The sequence below is a fragment of the Humibacter sp. genome (assembly GCF_035547335.1).
Taxonomy (GTDB): domain Bacteria; phylum Actinomycetota; class Actinomycetes; order Actinomycetales; family Microbacteriaceae; genus Humibacter.
This window is the reverse complement of record NZ_DASZVF010000036.1, coordinates 32,939-53,522: the sequence shown is the minus strand read 5'-3', so window position 1 is coordinate 53,522 and position 20,584 is coordinate 32,939. Positions and strand designations below refer to the sequence as shown.

At 68.3% G+C, this 20,584-nt stretch carries 18 protein-coding genes; 10 read left to right on the top strand and 8 right to left on the bottom strand.

Translation table 11 applies throughout. The features are described from left to right. Window positions 1–27 precede the first annotated feature (27 nt). From VHB92_RS08080 to VHB92_RS08070, 3 genes are all read left to right on the top strand, one after another. The gene (locus VHB92_RS08080; protein WP_325453129.1) at window positions 28–840 is read left to right on the top strand and encodes a methyltransferase domain-containing protein; all 813 of its coding nucleotides are present in this window, start codon (window positions 28–30) and stop codon (window positions 838–840) included. A 186-nt stretch (window positions 841–1,026) separates the two neighbouring features. Then, window positions 1,027–1,698, top strand: coding sequence for a helix-turn-helix domain-containing protein (locus VHB92_RS08075; protein ID WP_325453126.1), 672 nt, complete (start codon window positions 1,027–1,029; stop codon window positions 1,696–1,698). Then, window positions 1,695–1,895: a hypothetical protein gene (locus VHB92_RS08070; protein ID WP_325453124.1), complete on the top strand. Its 201-nt coding sequence runs from the start codon at window positions 1,695–1,697 to the stop codon at window positions 1,893–1,895. Before VHB92_RS08075 ends, VHB92_RS08070 begins: the two co-directional genes overlap by 4 nt. 15 nt (window positions 1,896–1,910) lie before the next feature. On the opposite strand, the gene VHB92_RS08065 is transcribed toward VHB92_RS08070, so the two are convergent. The 6 genes from VHB92_RS08065 to VHB92_RS08040 all read right to left on the bottom strand — a co-directional run bounded on the left by VHB92_RS08065 (window position 1,911) and on the right by VHB92_RS08040 (window position 9,259). Then, window positions 1,911–2,165, bottom strand: a complete 255-nt coding sequence (locus VHB92_RS08065; protein ID WP_325453122.1) for a hypothetical protein — start codon at window positions 2,163–2,165, stop codon at window positions 1,911–1,913. Window positions 2,166–2,167: 2 nt separating this feature from the next. After that, a complete protein-coding gene (locus VHB92_RS08060; protein ID WP_325453119.1) occupies window positions 2,168–2,623 on the bottom strand; it encodes a GNAT family N-acetyltransferase in 456 nt (151 codons plus the stop codon). A 79-nt stretch (window positions 2,624–2,702) separates the two neighbouring features. Continuing rightward, window positions 2,703–5,324 carry a valine--tRNA ligase gene (gene valS / locus VHB92_RS08055; protein WP_325453117.1) on the bottom strand — a complete coding sequence of 874 codons (2,622 nt, stop codon included), beginning with the start codon at window positions 5,322–5,324 and terminating at the stop codon, window positions 2,703–2,705. Between the two features lie 257 nt (window positions 5,325–5,581). Next, window positions 5,582–6,946: an MFS transporter gene (locus VHB92_RS08050; protein WP_325453114.1), complete on the bottom strand. Its 1,365-nt coding sequence runs from the start codon at window positions 6,944–6,946 to the stop codon at window positions 5,582–5,584. 152 nt (window positions 6,947–7,098) lie between these two features. After that, window positions 7,099–7,755, bottom strand: a complete 657-nt coding sequence (locus tag VHB92_RS08045) for a response regulator transcription factor (RefSeq protein ID WP_325453112.1) — start codon at window positions 7,753–7,755, stop codon at window positions 7,099–7,101. A gap of 4 nt (window positions 7,756–7,759) precedes the next feature. After that, entirely contained in the window at window positions 7,760–9,259 is a 1,500-nt protein-coding gene (locus tag VHB92_RS08040) for a sensor histidine kinase (RefSeq protein ID WP_325453110.1), read from the bottom strand. A gap of 415 nt (window positions 9,260–9,674) precedes the next feature. Here VHB92_RS08040 and ileS point away from each other — a divergent pair, with 415 nt between their 5' ends. Genes ileS through ndk form a run of 4 tightly spaced genes read left to right on the top strand, consistent with a single transcriptional unit; the run spans window position 9,675 to window position 15,335 of the window. Continuing rightward, on the top strand, window positions 9,675–13,016 hold the full coding sequence (gene ileS, locus VHB92_RS08035; protein WP_325453108.1) for an isoleucine--tRNA ligase: 3,342 nt from the start codon (window positions 9,675–9,677) through the stop codon (window positions 13,014–13,016). Continuing rightward, a complete protein-coding gene (locus tag VHB92_RS08030) occupies window positions 13,013–14,386 on the top strand; it encodes a folylpolyglutamate synthase/dihydrofolate synthase family protein (protein WP_325453106.1) in 1,374 nt (457 codons plus the stop codon). Before ileS ends, VHB92_RS08030 begins: the two co-directional genes overlap by 4 nt. Beyond that, complete coding sequence (locus VHB92_RS08025; RefSeq protein ID WP_325453104.1) at window positions 14,383–14,922, top strand: DUF4233 domain-containing protein; 540 nt, start codon at window positions 14,383–14,385, stop codon at window positions 14,920–14,922. Before VHB92_RS08030 ends, VHB92_RS08025 begins: the two co-directional genes overlap by 4 nt. Further along, window positions 14,919–15,335 (top strand): nucleoside-diphosphate kinase, encoded by a 417-nt coding sequence (gene ndk / locus VHB92_RS08020; RefSeq protein WP_325453101.1) that lies wholly within the window; start codon window positions 14,919–14,921, stop codon window positions 15,333–15,335. Before VHB92_RS08025 ends, ndk begins: the two co-directional genes overlap by 4 nt. Window positions 15,336–15,451: 116 nt before the next feature. Here the strand turns inward: ndk and VHB92_RS08015 are convergent, their stop codons facing one another. After that, window positions 15,452–16,063, bottom strand: coding sequence for a vitamin K epoxide reductase family protein (locus VHB92_RS08015; protein WP_325453099.1), 612 nt, complete (start codon window positions 16,061–16,063; stop codon window positions 15,452–15,454). Between the two features lie 534 nt (window positions 16,064–16,597). On the opposite strand from VHB92_RS08015, the gene VHB92_RS08010 reads away from it, so the two are divergent. Next, complete coding sequence (locus tag VHB92_RS08010; RefSeq protein WP_325453097.1) at window positions 16,598–19,423, top strand: Rne/Rng family ribonuclease; 2,826 nt, start codon at window positions 16,598–16,600, stop codon at window positions 19,421–19,423. Between the two features lie 84 nt (window positions 19,424–19,507). On the opposite strand, the gene VHB92_RS08005 is transcribed toward VHB92_RS08010, so the two are convergent. Next, window positions 19,508–19,780, bottom strand: coding sequence for a DUF4031 domain-containing protein (locus VHB92_RS08005; protein ID WP_325453095.1), 273 nt, complete (start codon window positions 19,778–19,780; stop codon window positions 19,508–19,510). Window positions 19,781–19,975: 195 nt separating this feature from the next. Between VHB92_RS08005 and rplU the strand changes: the two genes are divergently transcribed. Both rplU and rpmA read left to right on the top strand, forming a co-directional pair. Beyond that, window positions 19,976–20,284: a 50S ribosomal protein L21 gene (gene rplU, locus VHB92_RS08000; RefSeq protein ID WP_325453094.1), complete on the top strand. Its 309-nt coding sequence runs from the start codon at window positions 19,976–19,978 to the stop codon at window positions 20,282–20,284. 21 nt (window positions 20,285–20,305) lie between these two features. Further along, window positions 20,306–20,560 (top strand): 50S ribosomal protein L27, encoded by a 255-nt coding sequence (gene rpmA / locus VHB92_RS07995; RefSeq protein WP_325453093.1) that lies wholly within the window; start codon window positions 20,306–20,308, stop codon window positions 20,558–20,560. The last annotated feature ends 24 nt before the right edge of the window (window positions 20,561–20,584 follow it).

The following is a 20,584-nucleotide window of genomic DNA, read 5'->3' as shown; positions in this document are numbered from 1 at the left end:
GGGCGCGCCGTTTCCTAGGCTGAGCGCATGGCATCCCACGACAACGAGCGTTACCTGCACGGGCACCACGAGAGTGTGCTGCGTTCCCATTCCTGGCGGACGGCGGAGAACTCCGCCGCCTACCTGATCCCCGAGCTGAAGAGCGGACAGGACGTGCTCGACGTGGGAAGCGGGCCAGGCACCATCACGCTCGACCTGGCGCGCCTGGTGAGCCCTGGACGCGTCGTCGGCATCGACGCGTCGGAGCAGGTGGTGGCGAACGCCAATGGGCTCGCGTACGACAACGATCTGCACAACGTGTCCTTCCACACCGGTGACGCGTACCACCTCGACTTCGAGGACGAGTCGTTCGACGTGGTGCACGCGCATCAGGTGCTCCAGCATCTGGTCGATCCCGTGGCGGCTCTCCGAGAGTTCCGCAGGGTGCTCAAGCCGGGAGGCATCGTGGCGGCGCGCGACGTGGATTACGGAGCGACGGTCTGGTATCCGGAGCTTCCCGGCATCTCCGAGTGGTTGCGCGTGTATGTGGAGGCTGCGAACGCCAGCGGGGGAGAGCCTCACGCCGGTCGGCGTCTGAAGGCATGGGCCCACCAGGCGGGGTTCGACCACGTCTCGGCCTCGGCGTCGGTGTGGTGCTTCTCCTCGCCGGAGGAGCGCGAGTGGTGGGGCTCCTCGTGGGCAGAGCGTGCCACCGAGTCCGACTTCGCCGCCAGGGCGATCGAATCCGGACACGCCGATCTGGATGACCTGAAAGCGATCGCCGCAGCGTGGCGCGAGTGGTCATCCGCCCAGGACGGCTGGTTTTCGCTCCTGCACGGGGAGGTTCTCGCTCGCAAGTAGCCACGGTGCGGCCCCAGCAGGACTTCCTCAGTCTCCGGGCGTCGGCTCGTCGGCGGCGAGCCAGAGGGATGAGCATTGCCGGTGCGGAGCACCGATCGCAAAGGACTCGTTGCAAAGAAGGCGTTGCAAAAGGTTAGTTGCAAAGAATGTGTTGCAAAGCAATCTTTGCATATGTAGTCTTGAAGCATGGATGAGCAGAGCGACGCTCTCGGCGACGCCGTCGCCACAGAACGCGGGATCGATACTCCTCCTCGCGCACGGGAGACCGCGCAGGCGGCAGACCGGCATGTCGACCTTGCGGCTCTGAAGGTGATCGCGCACCCGCTGCGCGTGCGCATCCTGGACGAGCTGTCGAAGTTCGGTCCCCTGACGGCGAGTGGCCTGGGGGAGAGGCTCGGCGAGTCCAGCGGGGCGACGAGCTACCACCTCCGTCAGCTCGCGAAGCACGACTTCGTGCGCGAGGTGGAGGGAAAGGGCAGCGCGCGGGAACGGTGGTGGCGACGCACCCCCGTCGGTCTGAGCATGGATCCGACGGAACTGAGCGACACGCCGGCCGGCCGTGAGGCGTACGACCTGGTGAACCGGGAGTTCCGGCGCAACCAGGAACAGGCGCTCGACGACTATCTGGCCCGCGGCACCGACGTTCTCTCCCGCGCCTGGATGCAGGCGACCACCATTTCCACGGCGAACCTGCGGATGACCGCGGAGGAGCTCGAGCGGCTCTCGGTCGAGGTCTACCGGGTGCTCGACCAGTCGATCCTCGCGTTCCGCGATCGGGAACCACCGGCGGGAGCTCGGCCCGTGCAAGTGCAGTTCAACGCGTTCCCCATCATCGGGGGAGAGGAGCAGAAATCGTGAGCACCATCGGGGCCGTGCACTCCCGCGGATTCGCCATCGAACGCGTCGTCATCCGCGTCGGGAGAGCGATGGTGGTGTGGGGCGAGCGACGGACACGCCGAGAGGATGCCAGGCAGGCGCTGTACCGGCGCCAGGCCGTCGTCGAGCAGGAGGCATCCATGCGGTCGGCGCTCGTGAGGTCTCAGCTGCTTCCCTGACGCGGCCTCGGACGGCTACTCCTGCTCGTCGCCTTCGTCGGGCTGGGACACCGTCGCGGTGTCCTCCTCCGGGTGGTACCGGATGACGGTCCCATCGTCGAGCGTCACGACGGGCTTGTGCTCCAGCCAGGTCAGCGTCCACCGCCACGTCGCGGCGTCGACGTCGAGTGCCTCGAGCTCGTCCTCCACGGCTCGCACCGCGGAGAGCACGACCGAGGGGAGCTGCTCGGGGGCCGTGCCGCCCACCGGCCACCTGGTGCCCAGCTGCATCCTCAGCTCTCCTGGGGACGCAGACGGTAGACGACCACCTCCGAGGCGTCGGCGATCTCGTCGTAGAAGCCCCTGACCTCGGTGTCGGCAGGCTTCGCGATCCACTCCACGATGTCGATCCCCGACGTGGCGCCGACGGCGGCGACCGCCTCGATCAGCGCGCGCCCGTGTCCCTGCTCCCTCTGCTCCTCGAGAACGAAGAGGTCGTCGATCTGCAGGGCGTGCCGTCCGTCCAGCGGACGCGGAACGTCGTGGAAGTGCACGAGGCCGACCAGCGCGCCCTCGTCGTCCACGGCGACCAGTCCGCGCTCGGTGTGTGCGGCATCCGTCAGCCAGCTCCACACGAGCAGGGCTCCCTGATCGGTGAGCGTTCGTCCGTAGAACGCCGCGTAGTCCTCATAGAGCGCGAGCCACGAGAAGAAGTCCCCTTCGCCGGGCTCTCGAATCGTGATTCCCATCAGTCCCCCTCTGCACAAGCCGATCGCGGTATTGCGCACTGTGATCTACAACTTAGGCCGTATCCGGGCGTTTACGCCGCTACGCGACGCTCTCGTCCGCCAGCTCGACCTCGACGCTCAGACGCTCGCCGGGCGCGAAATCGAGAACCTCGATGCGCCCGACCGCCCGGATGTCGTGCCCGGCCTGCTCGATGGCCGAGAGCTCGTCTTCGGGCGCCGTGACGACCGCGCGAGCGACAGGAGCCTTCTGCGAGGCCTTGGCGGACGTCTTGGCACCGCGGATGCCCACCAGGACTCCCGAGGTGGCCGTGAGCACCAGCGGCGTCGCGTCACCGGCCGCCGTGCGCACCTCATCGGCCGACGGCCACGCGGCCGTGTGCACGGAGCCGCTCTGGAACCACGACCAGGCCTCCTCGGTGGCGAACGGCACGAACGGAGCGAAGAGGCGCAGCAACGTCGACAGCGCGATGCGCAGGGCGGCAGCCGCAGAGCCTGCGCCCGGACCGTCGCTGTACGCGCGCTCCTTCACGAGTTCCAGGTAGTCGTCGCAGAAGGTCCAGAAGAACCGTTCGGTCGTCTCCAGCGCTCTCGCGTGGTCGTAGCCCTCCAGCGCGGTGGTGGCGTCCGCGACCACCTCGGCGAGCTGTGCGAGCATGCTGCGGTCCAGCGCCTCGGTCACCTCCGACTCGCCTTCCGGGAACCCGAGGATGAACTTCGCCGCGTTGAGCACCTTGATCGCGAGACGGCGGCCGATCTTGATCTGGGTCGGGTTCTGCGGATCGAAGGCCGCGTCGGTGCCGAGCCTGCTGGATGCCGCCCAGTAGCGCACGGCATCCGAACCGTGCTGCCTGAGGATGTCGGCGGGCGTCACCACGTTGCCCTTGGACTTGGACATCTTCTTGCGGTCGGGGTCGACGATGAAGCCGGAGATGGCCGCGTTCGACCACGGCGAGACGCCGTCTTCGAGCTGAGCACGCAGTAGCGTTGAGAACAGCCAGGTGCGGATGATGTCCTGACCCTGCGGGCGCAGGTCGTACGGGAACACGGCCTCGAACAGCTCGGGGTCGCGTTCCCAGCCGCCGACGATCTGCGGCGTGAGCGATGACGTCGCCCATGTGTCCAGGATGTCGGTCTCTCCGACGAAGCCGCCGGCCTTCCCGCGCTGCGACTCGTCGTAGCCAGGTGCGGTGTCGATGGTCGGGTCGACGGGGAGCTGCTCTCGTGCCGGCAGGATCGGGTTTTCGAAGTCGGTCTCGCCCTGCTCGTCCACCGGGTACCACACAGGGATCGGCACACCGAAGAACCGCTGGCGCGACACCAGCCAGTCGCCCGAGAGGCCGCCGACCCAGTTCTCGAAGCGCACCCGCATGAACTCGGGATGCCAGTCGATCTGCTTGCCGAGCTCGATGAGCCGCTCCGCGAGCTCCGGGTCGCGGGCGCCGTTGGTGATGTACCACTGGCGGGTGGACACGATCTCGAGCGGGCGGTCGCCCTTCTCATAGAACTTCACCGGATGCGTGATCGGCTTCGGATCCTCGAGCAGGTCGCCCGACGCCTTGAGCAGCTCGACCATCGCCTGCTTCGCCGAGAACACGGTCTTGCCGGCGAGCTGCGCGTAGGCGGCCTTGCCCTCGTCCGAGGCGATCGCCTCGGGCGGGTCGCTCAGGATGCGGCCGTCGAACCCGATGATGGGACGCGTCGGCAGGTCGAGCTCGCGCCACCACGTGACATCCGTAATGTCGCCGAACGTGCACACCATGGCGATGCCGGTGCCCTTGTCGGGCTCGGCGAGATGATGTGCCAGCACGGGCACCTCGACGCCGAACACGGGGGTGCGCACGGTCTTGCCGAACAACGGCTTGTACCGCTCGTCGCTGGGATGCGCGACGAGCGCTACGCACGCAGGGATCAGCTCGGGACGCGTCGTCGCGATGACGACCTCGCCGTCGTCGCCGTGGAACGACAGCGTGTGGAACGCGCCCGGCTGGTCCCTGTCCTCGAGCTCCGCCTGCGCGACCGCGCTGCGGAACGTCACGTCCCACAGCGTCGGAGCCAGCGCCTGATACGCCTCGCCGCGCTCCACGTTGCGCAGGAACGCGAGCTGGGAGACGAAAAGCGACTCGTCTCCGATGGTGCGGTAGGTCTGCTTCCAGTCGACGGACAGTCCGAGGTCGCGCCACAGCGCCTCGAACTGCTTCTCGTCTTCGATCGTCAGCCTGGCGCACAGCTCGATGAAGTTGCGGCGCGAGATGGGCTTCTGGTCCGCGGCACGGGAGCTCTTGTTGTCACCGCCCTCGTAGGGCGGCACGAAGTCCGGTTGATACGGCAGAGACGGGTCGCAGCGCACGCCGTAGTAGTTCTGCACCCGGCGCTCCGTGGGCAGGCCGTTGTCGTCCCAGCCCATCGGGTAGAACACGTGCTTGCCGCGCATGCGCTGGAAGCGCGCCGCGATGTCGGTGTGCGTGTAGCTGAAGACGTGGCCGATGTGCAGCGATCCGGATGCCGTGGGCGGGGGAGTGTCGACCGAGTAGATCGCGGACCGGCCGGCCGCAAGCGCCGCTTCTCGGTCGAAGTGATACGTGCCCGCCTCGCGCCACCTCGCATCCCACACCTGCTCGAGACCCTCGAGTGCCGGCTTGTCGGGGATCGTGCCGAAGGCACCGGGTGCGGTGGATGCGTCGGGCTTCGCGGCGTCGGTCATGGCGGATCTCCGGGTCGATATGTGCGGCACCGCGTCAACTGGTGCCTGAGTGTGGGATGTGCCGATTCTATCGTGAGAACGCGGACGCTCCCGGCGACGGGCTCTGCAGCGGGCTCACGCGCGCGTTCGCCGACGCGGGCCCGGCGTTTCCGCTGCCGCGAGTTCGGGCCGTTCCGCTGCCGAAGTTCCGTTATTCAGCTGAGGTGGTTCGCCTGCTCAGCTGCCGCAGGTTCGCCTACTCAGGTGCCCCGGTTTGCCTACTCAGCTGCCGCGAGCTCGGCCGCTTCCTCGGACTCGAGCACGTCCTCCGTGTCCGCGACGTCTTCGCGACGGCGACGGGCGATGCCGGCGGCCGCCAGCGCCGCGACCAGCGTGATGGCCGACAGCACCCCGAGCACGACCCCCGGGTGCCACCAGGCGTTGTGCGTCGCGGCTCCGAACGCCTCCGTGACAAGGGGGATGAGACCGGACAGCGCGGCGGCGACCGCGTACGCGATCGAGAGGGCGCTGTACCTGATCGACTGCCCGAAGATGTCGGCCATGAGCCCGCCGAGGCCCGCCCAGCTCAGCGTGGGGAAGATGCCGCCGACGATCATCGTTCCGACGAGGATCGGGAACGTGGCGAACTGCAGCAGGTAGTACATCGGGAACGCGATCAGCAGCGTGGTGAGCGCGCCGATCCAGACGACTCTGGCCGAACCGATCCTCGTGGCGAGGAGTCCGAACAGCGGGATGGTGACCAGCTGAAGCAGGCTGCCGATGGTGGTCGCCACGAACAGCTGGTTGTAGTCGAAGTGCAACGCGTTCACGCCGTAGCTGATGGTGTACGTGTTCATCAGCGAGTACGACCCGATGCCCAGAAGCGCGGCGCCCACGGCCACGACGAGCGCGACCGGCTGCCTACGGAACACGTCGAGAACGGGCAGCCTGGTGCGTCGCTTCTCCTGCACGAGATGCGAGAACACCGGAGTCTCGTCGATCGAGAGCCGCAGGTACAGCGAGACCGCGAGCAGCGGAAGGGCGAGCAGGAACGGGATGCGCCAGCCCCACGAAGCGAGCGCCTCGCCCGGCATCGTCGAGCTGAGCACCAGGAAGAGCACGGACGTGACGATGGTGCCGATCGGCGAGCCGAGCTGGGGGAGCGCGGCATAGAAGCCGCGACGCTTCTCCGTCGAGTGCTCGACGCCGACGAGGATCGAGCCGCCCCATTCACCGCCGAGCGAGATGCCCTGGATGATCCGCAGCAGGATGAGCAGGATGGGCGCGGCGACGCCGAGGGTCGCGTACCCGGGCAGCAGTCCGATCAGGGCCGTGGAGACGCCCATGATGCCGATGGTCCAGATGAGCGTCGCGCGCCGCCCGATGCGGTCTCCGAGGTGCCCGAACACGATGGCGCCGATGGGGCGCACGAAGTACGACGTGGCGAGCGTGAGGAAGGCCGCGAGCGTTCCCGCCACCCGGTCCTCGGTGGGGAAGAAGACGGACGCGCTGAACAGGGCGCTGAAGTAGCTGAAGACGTAGAAGTCGTAGGACTCGAGCGAGGTGCCGACGACGGAGGCGAGGGTCACCCGCCAGGCGTTGCGGTCGGCCTTGCGTGCTGCGATGGCTGTGAAATCGGTCACGGGCTTCAAGTGTGGTGCGTGTGCACCGCCGGGGGGCGAATGTTTCCTCCAGCGTACGGCCGCCGGAGTTGTGCACCACCTCTCAGGGCCGGCCGTCGGTGCGCAACCTTCAGTGCCCCACCTCGCAGTGCACCACCTCTCAGTGCCGGCCGTCAGTCCGCGAGGTCGAGCCAGGCCAGAACGGCGAGAACCCGCCGGCGATCCGCTCCCGAGTCCTCGAGGCCGAGCTTGGCGAAGATCGAGGTGACGTTCTTCTCCACGGCGCCGACTCCCACGTGCAGACGCTCGGCGATGGCGGCGTTCGTGCGGCCCTCGGCCATGAGCTCGAGAGTCTCGCGCTCACGGGGCGTGAGGGCGGAGAGCGGATCGGCCCTGCGCCCGACCAGCTGGGCGACCACCTCCGGGTCGAGCACGGTGCCGCCGGCCGCGACGCGGGTCACGGCATCCGCGAGCTCGTCCAGGCTCGCCACGCGATCCTTCAGCAGATAGCCCATGCCGCCCGCCCCGCCGCCGAGCAGCTCTCGCGCGTACGTCGTCTCGACGTACTGGCTGAGCAGCAGCACGCCGCACGAGGGATGCGCGCTGTGCAGCCGGAGCGCCGCGCGCACCCCCTCGTCGCGGAACGTGGGAGGCATCCTCACGTCGAGCACGGCCACGTCGAAGGCCGTCGTGCTCGCCGCCGCGAGAAGCGCGTCCGCATCCCCGAACGCGCCGACGGGGTCGAAACCGGCCTCTTCGAGCAGCCGGACGAGACCCTCCCTGAGCAGAACGGAGTCGTCGGCCAGCAGCACACGAAGAGGCGCGGTCACGCTCTCACGATAACGGCACGGAGATCCTCAGCGTCGTGCCGTTCGGCCCGGAGGTCAGCTGGGTGGTTCCGCGCATGGCGGTGACGCGTTCCCTGATGCCGGACAGGCCATGACCGTTCTCGGTCGCGCCACCCGTTCCGTCGTCAGCCACCACGAGAGCGAGGAAGGAGCCGTCGACGGCCAGCTCGAGTCGCGCTGAGGTCGCGTTCGCGTGCTTGGCCACGTTGGTGAGCAGCTCGGCCGCAACGAAGTACAGGTTGCGTTCCACCTCGGAAGGCACAGTCGGCTTGGAGGACGGAGGCAGCTCGTCGAGGCGGTTCACGACAGTGACGGGAACGACGCTGCGGGCGGCGAGCGACTCGAGTGCCGCGGCCAGTCCGCGATCCTGCAGGATGGGCGGCGCGAATCCGCGGGAGAGCGCGCGCAGCTCGTCCAGGGCGTCCTGAGCACGGGTGCCCGCCTCATCGAGCAGCCGGTTCGTCGCTTCCGGGTCCTCCCGCAGGCGGCGCTGCGCCGCCGCGATGTCCATGCGCAACCGGATCAGCTGCTGCTGGGGTCCGTCGTGGATGTCGCGTTCGAGCCGGCGCAGCTCGCGGTCCTCGGCGGCGACGGCGGCCGCACGGGACTCGGACAGCTCGCTGACCTCGCGGCGGAGCGCGTCGGTCTGCCATGACCCGAGGAAGCCCCTGGCCACGACCCAGTGCAGGCTGATCAGGCCACGGGTGACGAACGGAAGCGTGAAGAGGAAGATGACACCGGTGACGCCGTACAGCACCACGTCGCCCGCCAGCGGGTCGAACGTGGCAGAAGAGTGCGTCGCCCACTCCCAGATCACCTGAGACAGCCACACCTCCTGCCCGTCTCGCGGCAGGAATCCGGCCCAGATCCAGTACGTGACGCCGCCGAACGCCACGGACGCCCAGGTGATCAGGATGCCCCAGGTCACCGTGGTCAGCGCGACCTGCACGACCATCGCGTCCAGCAGGTACAGCCAGTAGTGCCCGTTCGCGAACGGTCCGAACACCCTGCCGAGGAACCCGGTGCCCACCTTGCGGTCCCACACGGGCCTCGCGATGCGGGGACGCCCGGCGGCCTCCAGGAGAGTGAGCGTCAGGGTGCCGTATCCGCGCGCCACGTACAGCGCCGCCAGCACGAGGAAGAAGCCGGCGATGAGCACGAGCAGGCCGAGTCCTGTGGAGAACACCGACCACAGCACCGACATCGCGATCACCGCGAGCGGGAACGCGATGAAGAGGACTCCGGCCTCGATGGGAGCTCGCGACCAGAGCCTGCCGTACGAAGCCCAGAACCCGTCCGGCCGGTCGTACCGGCTCGGCGAGGGAGCGATGCCGGGCGTGCTCGCTGTCATGCTGACAGTCTGCTGCGTCTCCGCCGGTACGGGCTCCGTCAGTGCGGGCCCCGTCGGCGCGGGCCCGCTCGGTGCGATGCCGAGCCCGGTCGAGGCGATGGGCAGTGGCTGACCGCCCGCTGTAGGTGTGCTCATGATCGGCTCCTCCTGGATGCTGCCTGCCGGCACGCGCGGCGGAGTGTCCGTCGGGTTCGGCACGCGAATGGATGCATGCCTCCAGCGTCGCCGCGCGAGGGGTCGCATCCCATCCGGCCCGTTCCCGAAAGCGAACGGGGGTTATCCATACAGGGGCGGCTTGCAGCGCCTGTAGAATGGCGGAAGCGACTGCGATCCGGCCATCACCGGGGAGTCCCCGGAAGAACGATGCGACGGCACGGCCGGAGCATCCAGTAGAACCGGGCGGGCGGGCCCGTCACAGCCTGACATTGAGTGGTCGCGCCTCGCCGACGGATGCCGGGGTGCGGCAAACGGGGTGGTACCGCGTCTCCCGCAACGTCTCGAAACGTTCGGCGGCGTCCTCGCGCAGAAGTCCTCACCTGCCAGGAGAAGCATGACGTACCCCCGATCTGAAGACTCACGGGCTGCCGAGCGCCGGGACGCAGGCGCCTCGGCCGCCGCCGCGCAGCAGGTCACACCGTCTCCGCGGTTCCCCCAGATCGAGGAGGAGATCCTCGCGTTCTGGAAGCGTGACGACACGTTCCGCGCATCCGTCGAGCAGCGCGAAGGCTCCGAGGAGTGGGTGTTCTACGACGGACCGCCGTTCGCCAACGGACTTCCGCACTACGGTCACCTCCTCACCGGCTACGCGAAGGACGTCTTCCCGCGCTTCCAGACGATGCGCGGCAAGCAGGTGCATCGCCGGTTCGGCTGGGACACGCACGGCCTGCCCGCCGAGCTGGAGGCCGAGCGGCAGCTGGGCATCACCGACAAGAGCCAGATCGAGAAGATGGGCATCGCCGCCTTCAACGAGGCGGCGCGGTCCTCGGTGCTGAAGTACACCCGGGAATGGCGCGACTACGTGACGCGCCAGGCACGCTGGGTCGACTTCGACAACGACTACAAGACGCTCGACATCGGCTACATGGAGTCGGTGATCTGGGCGTTCAAGCAGCTGTACGACAAGGGCCTGGCCTACGAGGGCTACCGCGTGCTCCCGTACTGCTGGCGCGATCAGACGCCGCTGTCGAACCACGAGCTGCGCATGGATGACGACGTCTACAAGATGCGTCAGGACCAGACGGTGACGGTCACGTTCCCGCTGGTGGGAGAGAAGGCCGAGGCGCTCGGCCTCACCGCCGTGCGCGCGCTCGCCTGGACCACCACGCCGTGGACGCTCCCGACGAACGCCGCACTCGCCGTAGGCCCGCAGATCGAGTACGCGGTGGTTCCCGCAGGACCGAACGGCACCCCGGATGCCGAGGTGGAGCGCGAGGGCGGTGACGCGTCCGTCGTGCTGGGCGCCGAGTACCTGCTGGCGCGCGACCTCGTCGGCTCGTATGCGAAAGACTTGGGCTACGACTCCGCCGACGAGGCGATGGCTGCCGTCTCCCGCACGGTGACCGGCTCCGGGCTGGCCGGCGTGAAGTACGACCGGCTGTGGGACTACTACGCGGATGCCGAGAAGTACGGAACGCAGAACGCCTGGCAGATCCTGGTCGACGACTACGTCTCCACCGAGGAGGGCACCGGCATCGTCCACCAGGCGCCCGCCTACGGTGAGGACGACCAGCGGGTCTGCGCGGCAGCGGGCATTCCCGTCGTCATCTCGGTGGACGAGGGCGGCCGGTTCCTTCCCGAGGTGTCCGATGTCGCCGGTCTGCAGGTGTTCGATGCGAACAAGCCGCTCACGCAGTCGCTGAAGGCGATGGGACGGCTGCTGCGGCAGGCATCCTACGAGCACAGCTATCCGCACTGCTGGCGCTGCCGCAACCCGCTCATCTACAAGGCGGTCTCGAGCTGGTTCGTGCGGGTGCCGGAGTTCCGCGACCGCATGGTCGAGCTCAACCAGCAGATCGAGTGGGTGCCTGACAACGTCAAGGACGGCCAGTTCGGAAAGTGGCTGGCCGGCGCGCGCGACTGGTCGATCAGCCGCAACAGGTACTTCGGCTCGCCGATCCCGGTGTGGAAGAGCGACGACCCCGCGTATCCGCGCGTGGACGTCTACGGCTCGCTCGCCGAGCTCGAACGCGACTTCGGCCGGCTGCCCGTGAACGCCGACGGGGAGCCCGACTTGCACCGGCCGTACATCGACGAGCTGACCAGGCCGAACCCCGACGACCCGACGGGACGGTCGAGGATGCGCCGCATCACCGACGTGCTCGACGTGTGGTTCGACTCCGGCTCGATGCCGTACGCGCAGGTGCACTACCCGTTCGAGAACCGCGAATGGTTCGACGCGCACAATCCGGCCGACTTCATCGTGGAGTACATCGGCCAGACACGCGGCTGGTTCTACCTCATGCATGTGCTCGGCACGGCGCTGTTCGACCGGCCGGCGTTCTCTCGAGTCGTCAGCCACGGCATCGTGCTGGGCAGCGACGGGCAGAAGATGTCGAAATCGCTGCGCAACTACCCCGACGTCGCCGAGGTGTTCGACCGGGACGGCTCGGATGCCATGCGCTGGTTCCTCATGTCGTCGTCCGTGCTGCGCGGCGGCAACCTCATCGTGACGGAGGAGGGCATCAGGCAAGGGGTGCGCGAGGCGCTCCTTCCGCTGTGGAGCACCTGGTATTTCTTCTCCCTGTACGCGAACGCGTGCGGGTACGAGGCGAGCTGGCGCACCGACTCGACGGATGTGCTCGACCGCTACCTGCTCGCCAAGACGAACGAGCTCGTGGATGCCGTCACCCGCGACCTGGAGAACCTGGACTCCACGCTCGCCGCCGCGAAGATCCGCGACTTCGCCGACGTGCTCACCAACTGGTATGTGCGGCGCTCGCGCGACAGGTTCTGGGAGGGCGTGACGCCGGACGGCGGCAACGCGGAGGCGTTCGACACGCTCTACACCGTGCTGGAGACCGTGACGCGCGTCGCCGCGCCGCTGTTGCCTCTCATCACCGAGCGCATCTGGAAGGGGCTCACCGGCGGGCGCAGCGTGCACCTCACGGACTGGCCGGATGCCGCACGGTTCCCGGCGGACCACGCGCTCGTCTCCGCCATGGACCGCGTTCGTGAGGTGAGCTCCGTCGCCTTGTCGCTGCGCAAGGCCGCGGGACTGCGGGTGCGTCTGCCGCTGGCCGAGCTCACGGTCGTGACCGAGGCGGCCGGGGCGCTCGGGCCGTTCGACGGCATCCTCCGCGACGAGTTGAACGTGAAGGCCGTTCGACTCGTGGAACTCACGGACGACAGCCCCGCCGAGTACGGGGTGAGCAAGCGCCTGACGGTCAACGCGCGCGTGGCGGGTCCTCGCCTGGGCAAGAGTGTGCAGACGGCGATCCGCGCTGCACGGGAGGGCGACTGGAGCGACGTCGACGGCGTCATCACGGCCGGCGGCGTCCAGCTGCAGGACGGGGAGTACGACCTCGTGCTGGAGACCGCGGACGCCGAGGAGACCGGGCGCGCGTTGGCGCTGTTGCCTGGTGGCGGGTTCGTTCTGCTCGATACCAGCACCGACGAGGCGCTCGAGGCGGAAGGCCTCGCCAGGGACGCCGTGCGTGTGGTGCAGGAGAGCCGCAAGAAGGCAGGCCTCGACGTGAGCGATCGCATCCGGTTGCGCCTGGTTCTCGATCGAACGGGCGCGGACGCGGTTCGCGCGCACGCCGATCTGGTGAGCTCGGAGACGCTGGCCGTCGAGCTCGATGTCGATGTCGACGACGATGTGGCGGCGGCCGAGGAATCGACGCCCGTCGGCGCGGGTTCTGCTCTGCTGGTGAGCTTGGAGAAGGTGCGATGACCGACGCGACTGACGACGACGAGTTCCGCGAAGCGGCCGACGTCGTCTACGAGACCCTGCTCACCCGGCTAGGAGAGGGCAGCCCCCGACCGCGTCTGGCGCCGACCAGGCGCGCGGTCGAGCTACTGGGCGACCCGCAGCGGGCGTACCCGATCATCCATGTGACCGGCACGAACGGCAAGACGTCGACGAGCCGGGTCATCGAGAGCATCCTGCGGGCATACGGTCTTCGCGTCGGGCTGTTCACCAGCCCGCATCTGCTGCGGTTCAACGAGCGGTTCATGATCGACGGCGAGCCGATCAGCGACGAGGCGCTGGCGCGCAACTGGGATGACGTCGCCCCCTACATCCAGCTGGCGGATGCCGAGCTCGCCGAGCAAGGCGAGCAGCGGCTCACGTTCTTCGAGGTCATCACGGTGCTCGCCTTCGCGTGCTTCGCCGACGCGCCCGTCGACGTCGCCGTGATCGAGGTGGGCATGGGCGGCGAGTGGGACTCCACGAACGTCGGCGACGGCCAGGTCGCGGTCTTCACGCCCATCTCGCTCGATCACACGGAGCGGCTGGGCTCGACCATCGCCGAGATCGCGCGCACGAAGAGCGGCATCATCAAGCCGTCCGCCTCCGTCGTGAGTGCGGCCCAGGTCGAGGATGCCGTGCGCGAGCTGGTGTGCGCCGCCGAACTGCGCGAGGCGTCGATCGCGTTCCAGCCCGTCGAGTTCGACGTGCAGGACGACGCCGTGGCCGTCGGCGGCCAGCTCGTCACCATCCGGGGCCGCGCTGGCACGTACAGCGATCTGTTCCTGCCGCTCTACGGGGCGCACCAGGCTCAGAACGCGGCAGTGGCTGTTGCTGCCGTCGAGACGTTCCTCGGCGATGGAGCGGAGCCGCTGCGGGTTCCGCTTCTCGAGGAGGCGTTCGCGACCGTCACGTCGCCTGGCAGGCTGCAGCTCATCGGCACCGACCCGACGATCCTGGTGGATGCCGCGCACAACCCGGCCGGCGCGCTCACGCTCGCGAAGGCGCTCCCCGAGTTCTTCGACTTCGACGAGATCGCGTTCGTGCTGGGCATCCTCAGAGACAAGGACGCGCACGGCATCGTCGATGCTCTCGCGCCGCTCGCCGCTCGCATCTTCGTGACGCAGTCGCACTCCGAGCGCTCGACCTCGTCGGCCGAGCTCGCCGACAGCGTCGAGGAGTGGACGCACGAGCACGCCGAGGCCCATCACGAGCTCGGCGACGCGATCGAGGCGGCCCGCGACTGGGCGGCATCCGATCCACGGCGCGCCGTCGTCGTGACCGGCTCGATCGCGCTCATCGGCGAGGCGCTGGGTCTCGCGCAGGAGCGCGACTGGAAGGCGAAGACCGAATGAGCGATCCCACGTCCTCCCGCTCGCCGCGCGCCCGGCGCGAGCGCTCGGCACAGGAGAGCCTCGGTGCCATCGTGCTCGGCTTCGAGCTCGTCGTCGTGTTCCTCGGGGCGCTCGTGGTGTTCGGCCTGCACTCCCTTCCGCCGCTGCAGGCGCTCGGCGGGGGAGCGGTGCTCATCCTGCTGATGATCGTGGCCATCGGGCTTCTGCGATACCGCGTCGGCTATTGGCTCGGATGGTTCGTGCAGCTGGTCGTCGTGGCATCCGGGTTCCTCGTCGGCATGCTCTTCATCGTGGGCGCCATCTTCACGGCGATCTGGGCGTACGCGATGATCGCCGGCGCCAGGCTCGATCGGAGGAACGCGACGCTTCGCGCGCAGCTGTCCCCGGAGTCGTCGTCCGCTCAGGCGCCGTCCGCCCAGCCGTCGACTGCACAGTCCCCGTCCACCGGGCCGGTACACGAGAACGGCCGGCCGACCCCGGCACATCCAGCGGAGTCCGCCAGGAGATCCGACACCACAGGCAAGGAGAAGGAATGACCACCATCGAAGAGACCCTCGTGCTCGTCAAGCCCGACGGCGTGGCGAGAGGACTCACCGGCGAGATCCTGCGCCGCATCGAGGCGAAGGGATACGCGCTGGTCGACCTGAAGCTGGTCGAGGCCGACCGAGAGCTTCTCGCCCAGCACTACGCCGAGCACCAGGGGAAGCCGTTCTACGAGCCGCTGGTGGAGTTCATGGAGTCGGGGCCGATCGTGGCGATCCGCGTCGCAGGCAACCGGGTGATCGAGGGATTCCGTTCGCTGGCGGGCGCGACCGACCCGACGACCGCGGCACCCGGCACGATCCGGGGCGACTTGGCCAGGGACTGGGGACTGCCGGTTCAGCAGAACCTGGTGCACGGCTCCGACTCTCCGGAGTCCGCTGCCCGCGAGCTAGCACTCTGGTTCTAGGGTCCTCTTCGGCCGCCGGCCGAGAAGGCGCCCGGCGCGGACGCGTGTCGCGCTGGGCGCCTTCTCGTACCGAAGCCGACGCGGCGGGTGCAGCGAGGGCGTCCAGCCGAAGCGGCCTAGCGGAACGCGTTGGGGATCCACTGCACCTGGATCTGGGCGAAGACGGCCACGATCACGTAGCAGACGAGCGTGATGAGCGGGATCCAGCCGTATGCGGCGGCGAAGAAGTCCCGCGCGCGCTCGTTGCTGGGGATGTTCCCCTCTTTCAGGTTGTAGAACGTGACGGCCCAGAACGTCGGGATCGTCACGACCCAGGTGATCATGCAGTACGGGCACAGCACGTAGAGGTCGTACAGGCTCGAGTAGATCAGGAAGATCACGAGCACCAGGGCGCCGAGCACGCCGAGGTTGAACAGCATCCAAAACCACCGGCGGAACCGGGCGCCAGCCAGTATGCCGACACCCACCGCGATCGGCGCAGCCCAGCAGGCGATGCCGATGATCGGGTTGGGGAACCCGAGAACCGAGCCCTGCCAGGAGTCGAGGTTCTTGCCGCAGCCGACCAGCGGGTTGATGTTGCAGGTCAACTGGGCTGCCGGATGCTCCAGCAGCGTGAACTTGTCGAGAGTGAGCGCGAAAGCGGCGAACCAGCCGATCAGGCCGGCCACGATCAAGAAGATCGCGAGACCGATGGGTCGACGGGATTCGGTGGGGGAGTCGAGCGACACCATCGCATTATGGCAGAGCGACACGCGAGCTCCGCTGGGGGCTGAACCGGTCTTGCAGCACGCCGTGCGATAATGGTGCGCAGCCGACCGGAGGCCATCCGTTCGGCGAAGAACAAGCTTTTCGAGCATCGCCGAGAGTGCGGATGCTCGTGGTTCGATCGCGCGCGATCGAACGAGAAGACAGTGCAGACCACGTGACAGACAGGGATGGGCGAACGAAAGCGAGAGCAGCGACGGCAGCGCCACGAAGCGCAGCATCCGTCGCGCACCCTTTCGATCGCCGCACCGAGGATTGGCGAGCGAGCGCCCAGCGCGCAGCCCGCATGAGTACACCCGTACCAGGCGCGCGCGTGCGCCGTGCGGTCGAGGAGTGCACCAGAGATGGTGGAGAACGATCAGAATTCACGAGACGATTCGAACGGACGCAACGGGGAGGGCGGATCGCAGCGTAGGCGCGGACGGCTCTTCGGCGGTCGTCGAAGCGGCCGCAGGTCCGAGCAGGCTCAGGCGCCTTCCGGTCAGACGGATGCGGTGATGCGCGATCAGGAGCCGCAGGGCGGCACCTCGTCGGTTCCGCCAGTGCAGCAGACCGAGGTGCAGCAGCACGTCGCCGCTCACGATGGCACGCCCGCACAGCAGAGCGCGTCCGAACAGCAGAGCGCGTCCGAACAGCAGAGCGCATCCGAACAGCAGAGCGCATCCGAACAGCAGCGCTCGTCCGCGGAGCCGAGCGCAGCTGTCGGGCAGAGCGATGCAGTCAGTGGAGCCGGCGCAGCTCTTCCGGTCAGTGCGCAGGCATCCGCCGAAGCGCACCCCGCCGCGTCCGACGCGGGATCGACGGTCTCGACACCGGCCGGCGAGAAGCAGGATGCCCCGGCATCCGCGACCCCGTACGGTCACGTCGCCAAAGCGCCCGGCCTGCCCAGCACCGCGTTGTTCTTCCAGGCACCGCCGGAGCTTCCGCAGCTGCCGGCCGCGCCACGCGACGAGGACGAGGAGCGTGGAGAGACGTCGTCGTCCCGGCGCCGCACGCGTCGCCGCGGCGCGTCGAGTGACGGCCAGGAAGAGAGCGGCAGGCGCCAGCGCGACCGCGAGCCCGAGCTCATCACCGAGCCGCAGAAGGTGAAGGGCTCGACGCGCCTCGAGGCGAAGAAGCAGCGCAGGCGAGACGGCCGCGACGCAGGCCGCCGGCGTCCCGTCATCACCGAGGCGGAGTTCCTCGCGCGCCGCGAGGCCGTCGATCGCCAGATGATCGTCCGCTCCAAGGGCGGCCGCATCCAGATCGGTGTGCTGGAAGACGGCGTGCTCGTCGAGCACTACGTCGCCCGGTCGCAGGAGGCGTCGCTGATCGGCAACGTCTACCTCGGTCGCGTGCAGAACGTGCTGCCCAGCATGGAGGCGGCATTCGTCGACATCGGTCGCGGTCGCAACGCCGTGCTGTACTCCGGCGAGGTGGACTGGGATGCGGCAGAGACCGGCAACCAGCCGCGTCGCATCGAGCTCGCCCTCAAGCCAGGCGACAAGGTGCTCGTCCAGGTCACGAAGGATCCCGTCGGTCACAAGGGCGCGCGGCTCACGAGCCAGGTGAGCCTCCCGGGCCGGTACCTCGTCTACGTTCCCAACGGCTCCATGAACGGCATCAGCCGCAAGCTGCCCGACACGGAGCGTGCTCGCCTGAAGAAGATCCTCAAGGAGGTCCTTCCGGAGAACACCGGCGTCATCGTGCGCACGGCCGCCGAGGGTGCGACCCAGGAGCAGCTGACGGTCGACGTGAACCGTCTGACCTCGCAGTGGGCGGAGATCGCGAAGCAGACCGAGACGGTTCAGGCTCCCGCCCTGCTGCACAGCGAGCCCGACCTCTTGATCAAGATCGTGCGGGATGTCTTCAACGAGGACTTCCAGAAGCTCATCATCGCGGGCGACGACGCCAAGCAGACGATCGAGAGCTACCTGCGTCAGGTGGCGCCGGACCTGGTCGATCGGATCGAGTCCTACGAGGGCGCCCGTGACGCGTTCGACGAGTTCCGCATCACCGAGCAGATCGAGAAAGCGCTGGACCGCAAGGTGTGGCTGCCCTCGGGAGGCTCGCTCGTCATCGACCGCACAGAGGCGATGACGGTGATCGACGTCAACACGGGCAAGTTCGTGGGATCGGGCGGTAACCTCGAAGAGACCGTCACGAAGAACAACCTCGAGGCGGCCGAGGAGATCGTTCGCCAGCTGAGGCTGCGCGACATCGGCGGCATCATCGTCGTCGACTTCATCGACATGGTGCTGGAGTCCAACCGGGATCTCGTGCTGCGCAGGCTCGTGGAGTGCCTGAGCCGCGACCGCACGAAGCACCAGGTGGCGGAGGTCACGTCTCTCGGGCTCGTGCAGATGACGCGCAAGAAGCTCGGTCTCGGCCTGCTCGAGACGTTCAGCGAGCCGTGCGAGGTGTGTGCGGGACGCGGTGTGATCGTGCACCACGACCCCGTCACACGACACAGGGCACCGCAGCCGCCGGAACGTCGCCGCGGCGGCAAGGGCGGCGGCCAGAACTCCGGGTCGAACGGGAACGGCGGAGCGTCATCCGCCAACCACACGGGCACGCACGCCGTGACGGATGACGTGAAGAACGCGCTCGCCCAGATCGCGGCGAGCACGTTGCACACGCATCAGGATGCCGCGACCACCGCGGCCGAGCACCAGGATGCGTCGCTTGCGGGGTCCTCGTCCGCCGCATCCGCATCGAGCGACGCTCAGGCTCGAGACGGTCAGGTCTCCGATTCCAAGGTTCCCGACGCGCAGCGCGTGGAATCCCCGAGCGGCGAGCCGCGCGAGGACGAGCGGGCCGCCGGCGATCAGGCTCACCCGCGCCATCTCGCGGGCGAGGTCACGGCCGCAGGGCAGGCCGGCAGGCAGGATGCCCCTCGTGGGCGCCGAGGCAGCCGCGGTCGCGGTGCGCGCCGCATCCAGGATGACGCCGACAAGACGGTCCAGGCGGCCGGCGCGTTCGATGACCGATCGGATGACGCGGCTGGCGCCCAGAGCTCGCGTCCCTCGGATGCTGCCGTCAGTGACCAGTCGCCTGTATCCCGCGACCCGGAGGGCGGCGAGCTGCCGCCGTCGCAGACGGCCTCCGAAGGCGCTTCGCGCCCGGCGGCTGCGGTGTCGATCCTCGACATCCCCGTTGCCGCGCATGTCGATCAGAAGCCTGTCGTCGACCCGGCTCAAGCGCAGGAGATCCTGGGCTCCGTGCTCGACGCCCTTCCTGAGCCGAAGAAGCCGGGACAGGGTCGGTCGCGGCGACGCGTCACAACGGCCGGACTGACCGGCGGCACCGTGGCGACGCAGGCGGACGACTCACAGGCCAGCTGACTCGCCAGCCGGCCGACTCGCAGACCGGCACCCGCCGGCCGGCGCTCTCGGGCGCTGGCATGCAGTGGAGTGAGCGACGCCGTCTCAGTCGCGGCGTCGCTCTGCCTGGCTGATCCGCAGTCCGCTGGCGAGCAGCCGCACGACGAGCTCCCGGTTGGAGACCTCTCGCGCACCGGCCTCCACCAGCTCGGCGTGTCGGGATGCCGGAACGTCGTAGTGATCGAGATCGAACGCGCGAGCCGGCACCTCGTTGGCGCGAGCGAATGCGTGCAGCTCATCCAGTGAGGAATCGCTGACCAGATGCGACCACAGGGTGCCGTGGTTGGGCCACATCGGGGTGTCGATCAGGATCGCCATCCGGCGAGTCTACGGCCGCCCCGGTTTGAGCGACCAGAGCCGGTCTGGTAGGGTTGGGCGTTGGTGTGCGCTGACTTATCGCGGCCAGCACCCTTTCGTTTTCTGGCTCGAACCCTTCTCCCACTTGGGGGCGTGACCAGCGAAAATCAACGTCAGTCTGGGGCTCCGACGCCCCTCATCAGATAGGTACGAGTAGTGGTTTACGCAGTTGTGCGCGCCGGCGGTCGGCAGGAGAAGGTCGAGGTCGGCACCATCGTGACGATGGACCGCGTCAAGGCCGGAGAGAACGGCACCGTCGAACTTCCCGCAGTCCTCCTCGTCGACGGTGACAAGATCACCAGCGACGCCGAGGCTCTGGCGAAGGTGACCGTCACCGCAGAGGTGCTCGGCGACCTTCGCGGCCCGAAGATCGTGATCCAGAAGTTCAAGAACAAGACCGGCTACAAGAAGCGCCAGGGCCACCGCCAGGAGCTCACGCGCGTCAAGGTCACCGGCATCAAGTAAGCAGCGCGAGGAGAGACACTCATGGCACACAAAAAGGGAGCGAGCTCCACTCGCAACGGTCGCGACTCGAATGCTCAGCGCCTCGGCGTCAAGCGCTTCGGCGGCCAGGTCGTGAACGCGGGCGAGATCATCGTCCGCCAGCGCGGTACGCACTTCCACCCGGGCGCCAACGTCGGACGCGGCGGAGACGACACGCTTTTCGCCCTCGAGGCGGGCGCCGTGCAGTTCGGCGCGAAGGGCGGCCGCAAGGTCGTCAACGTGGTGGCGGTCGACTGACGACTGAGGTGAGATCAGTGCGCG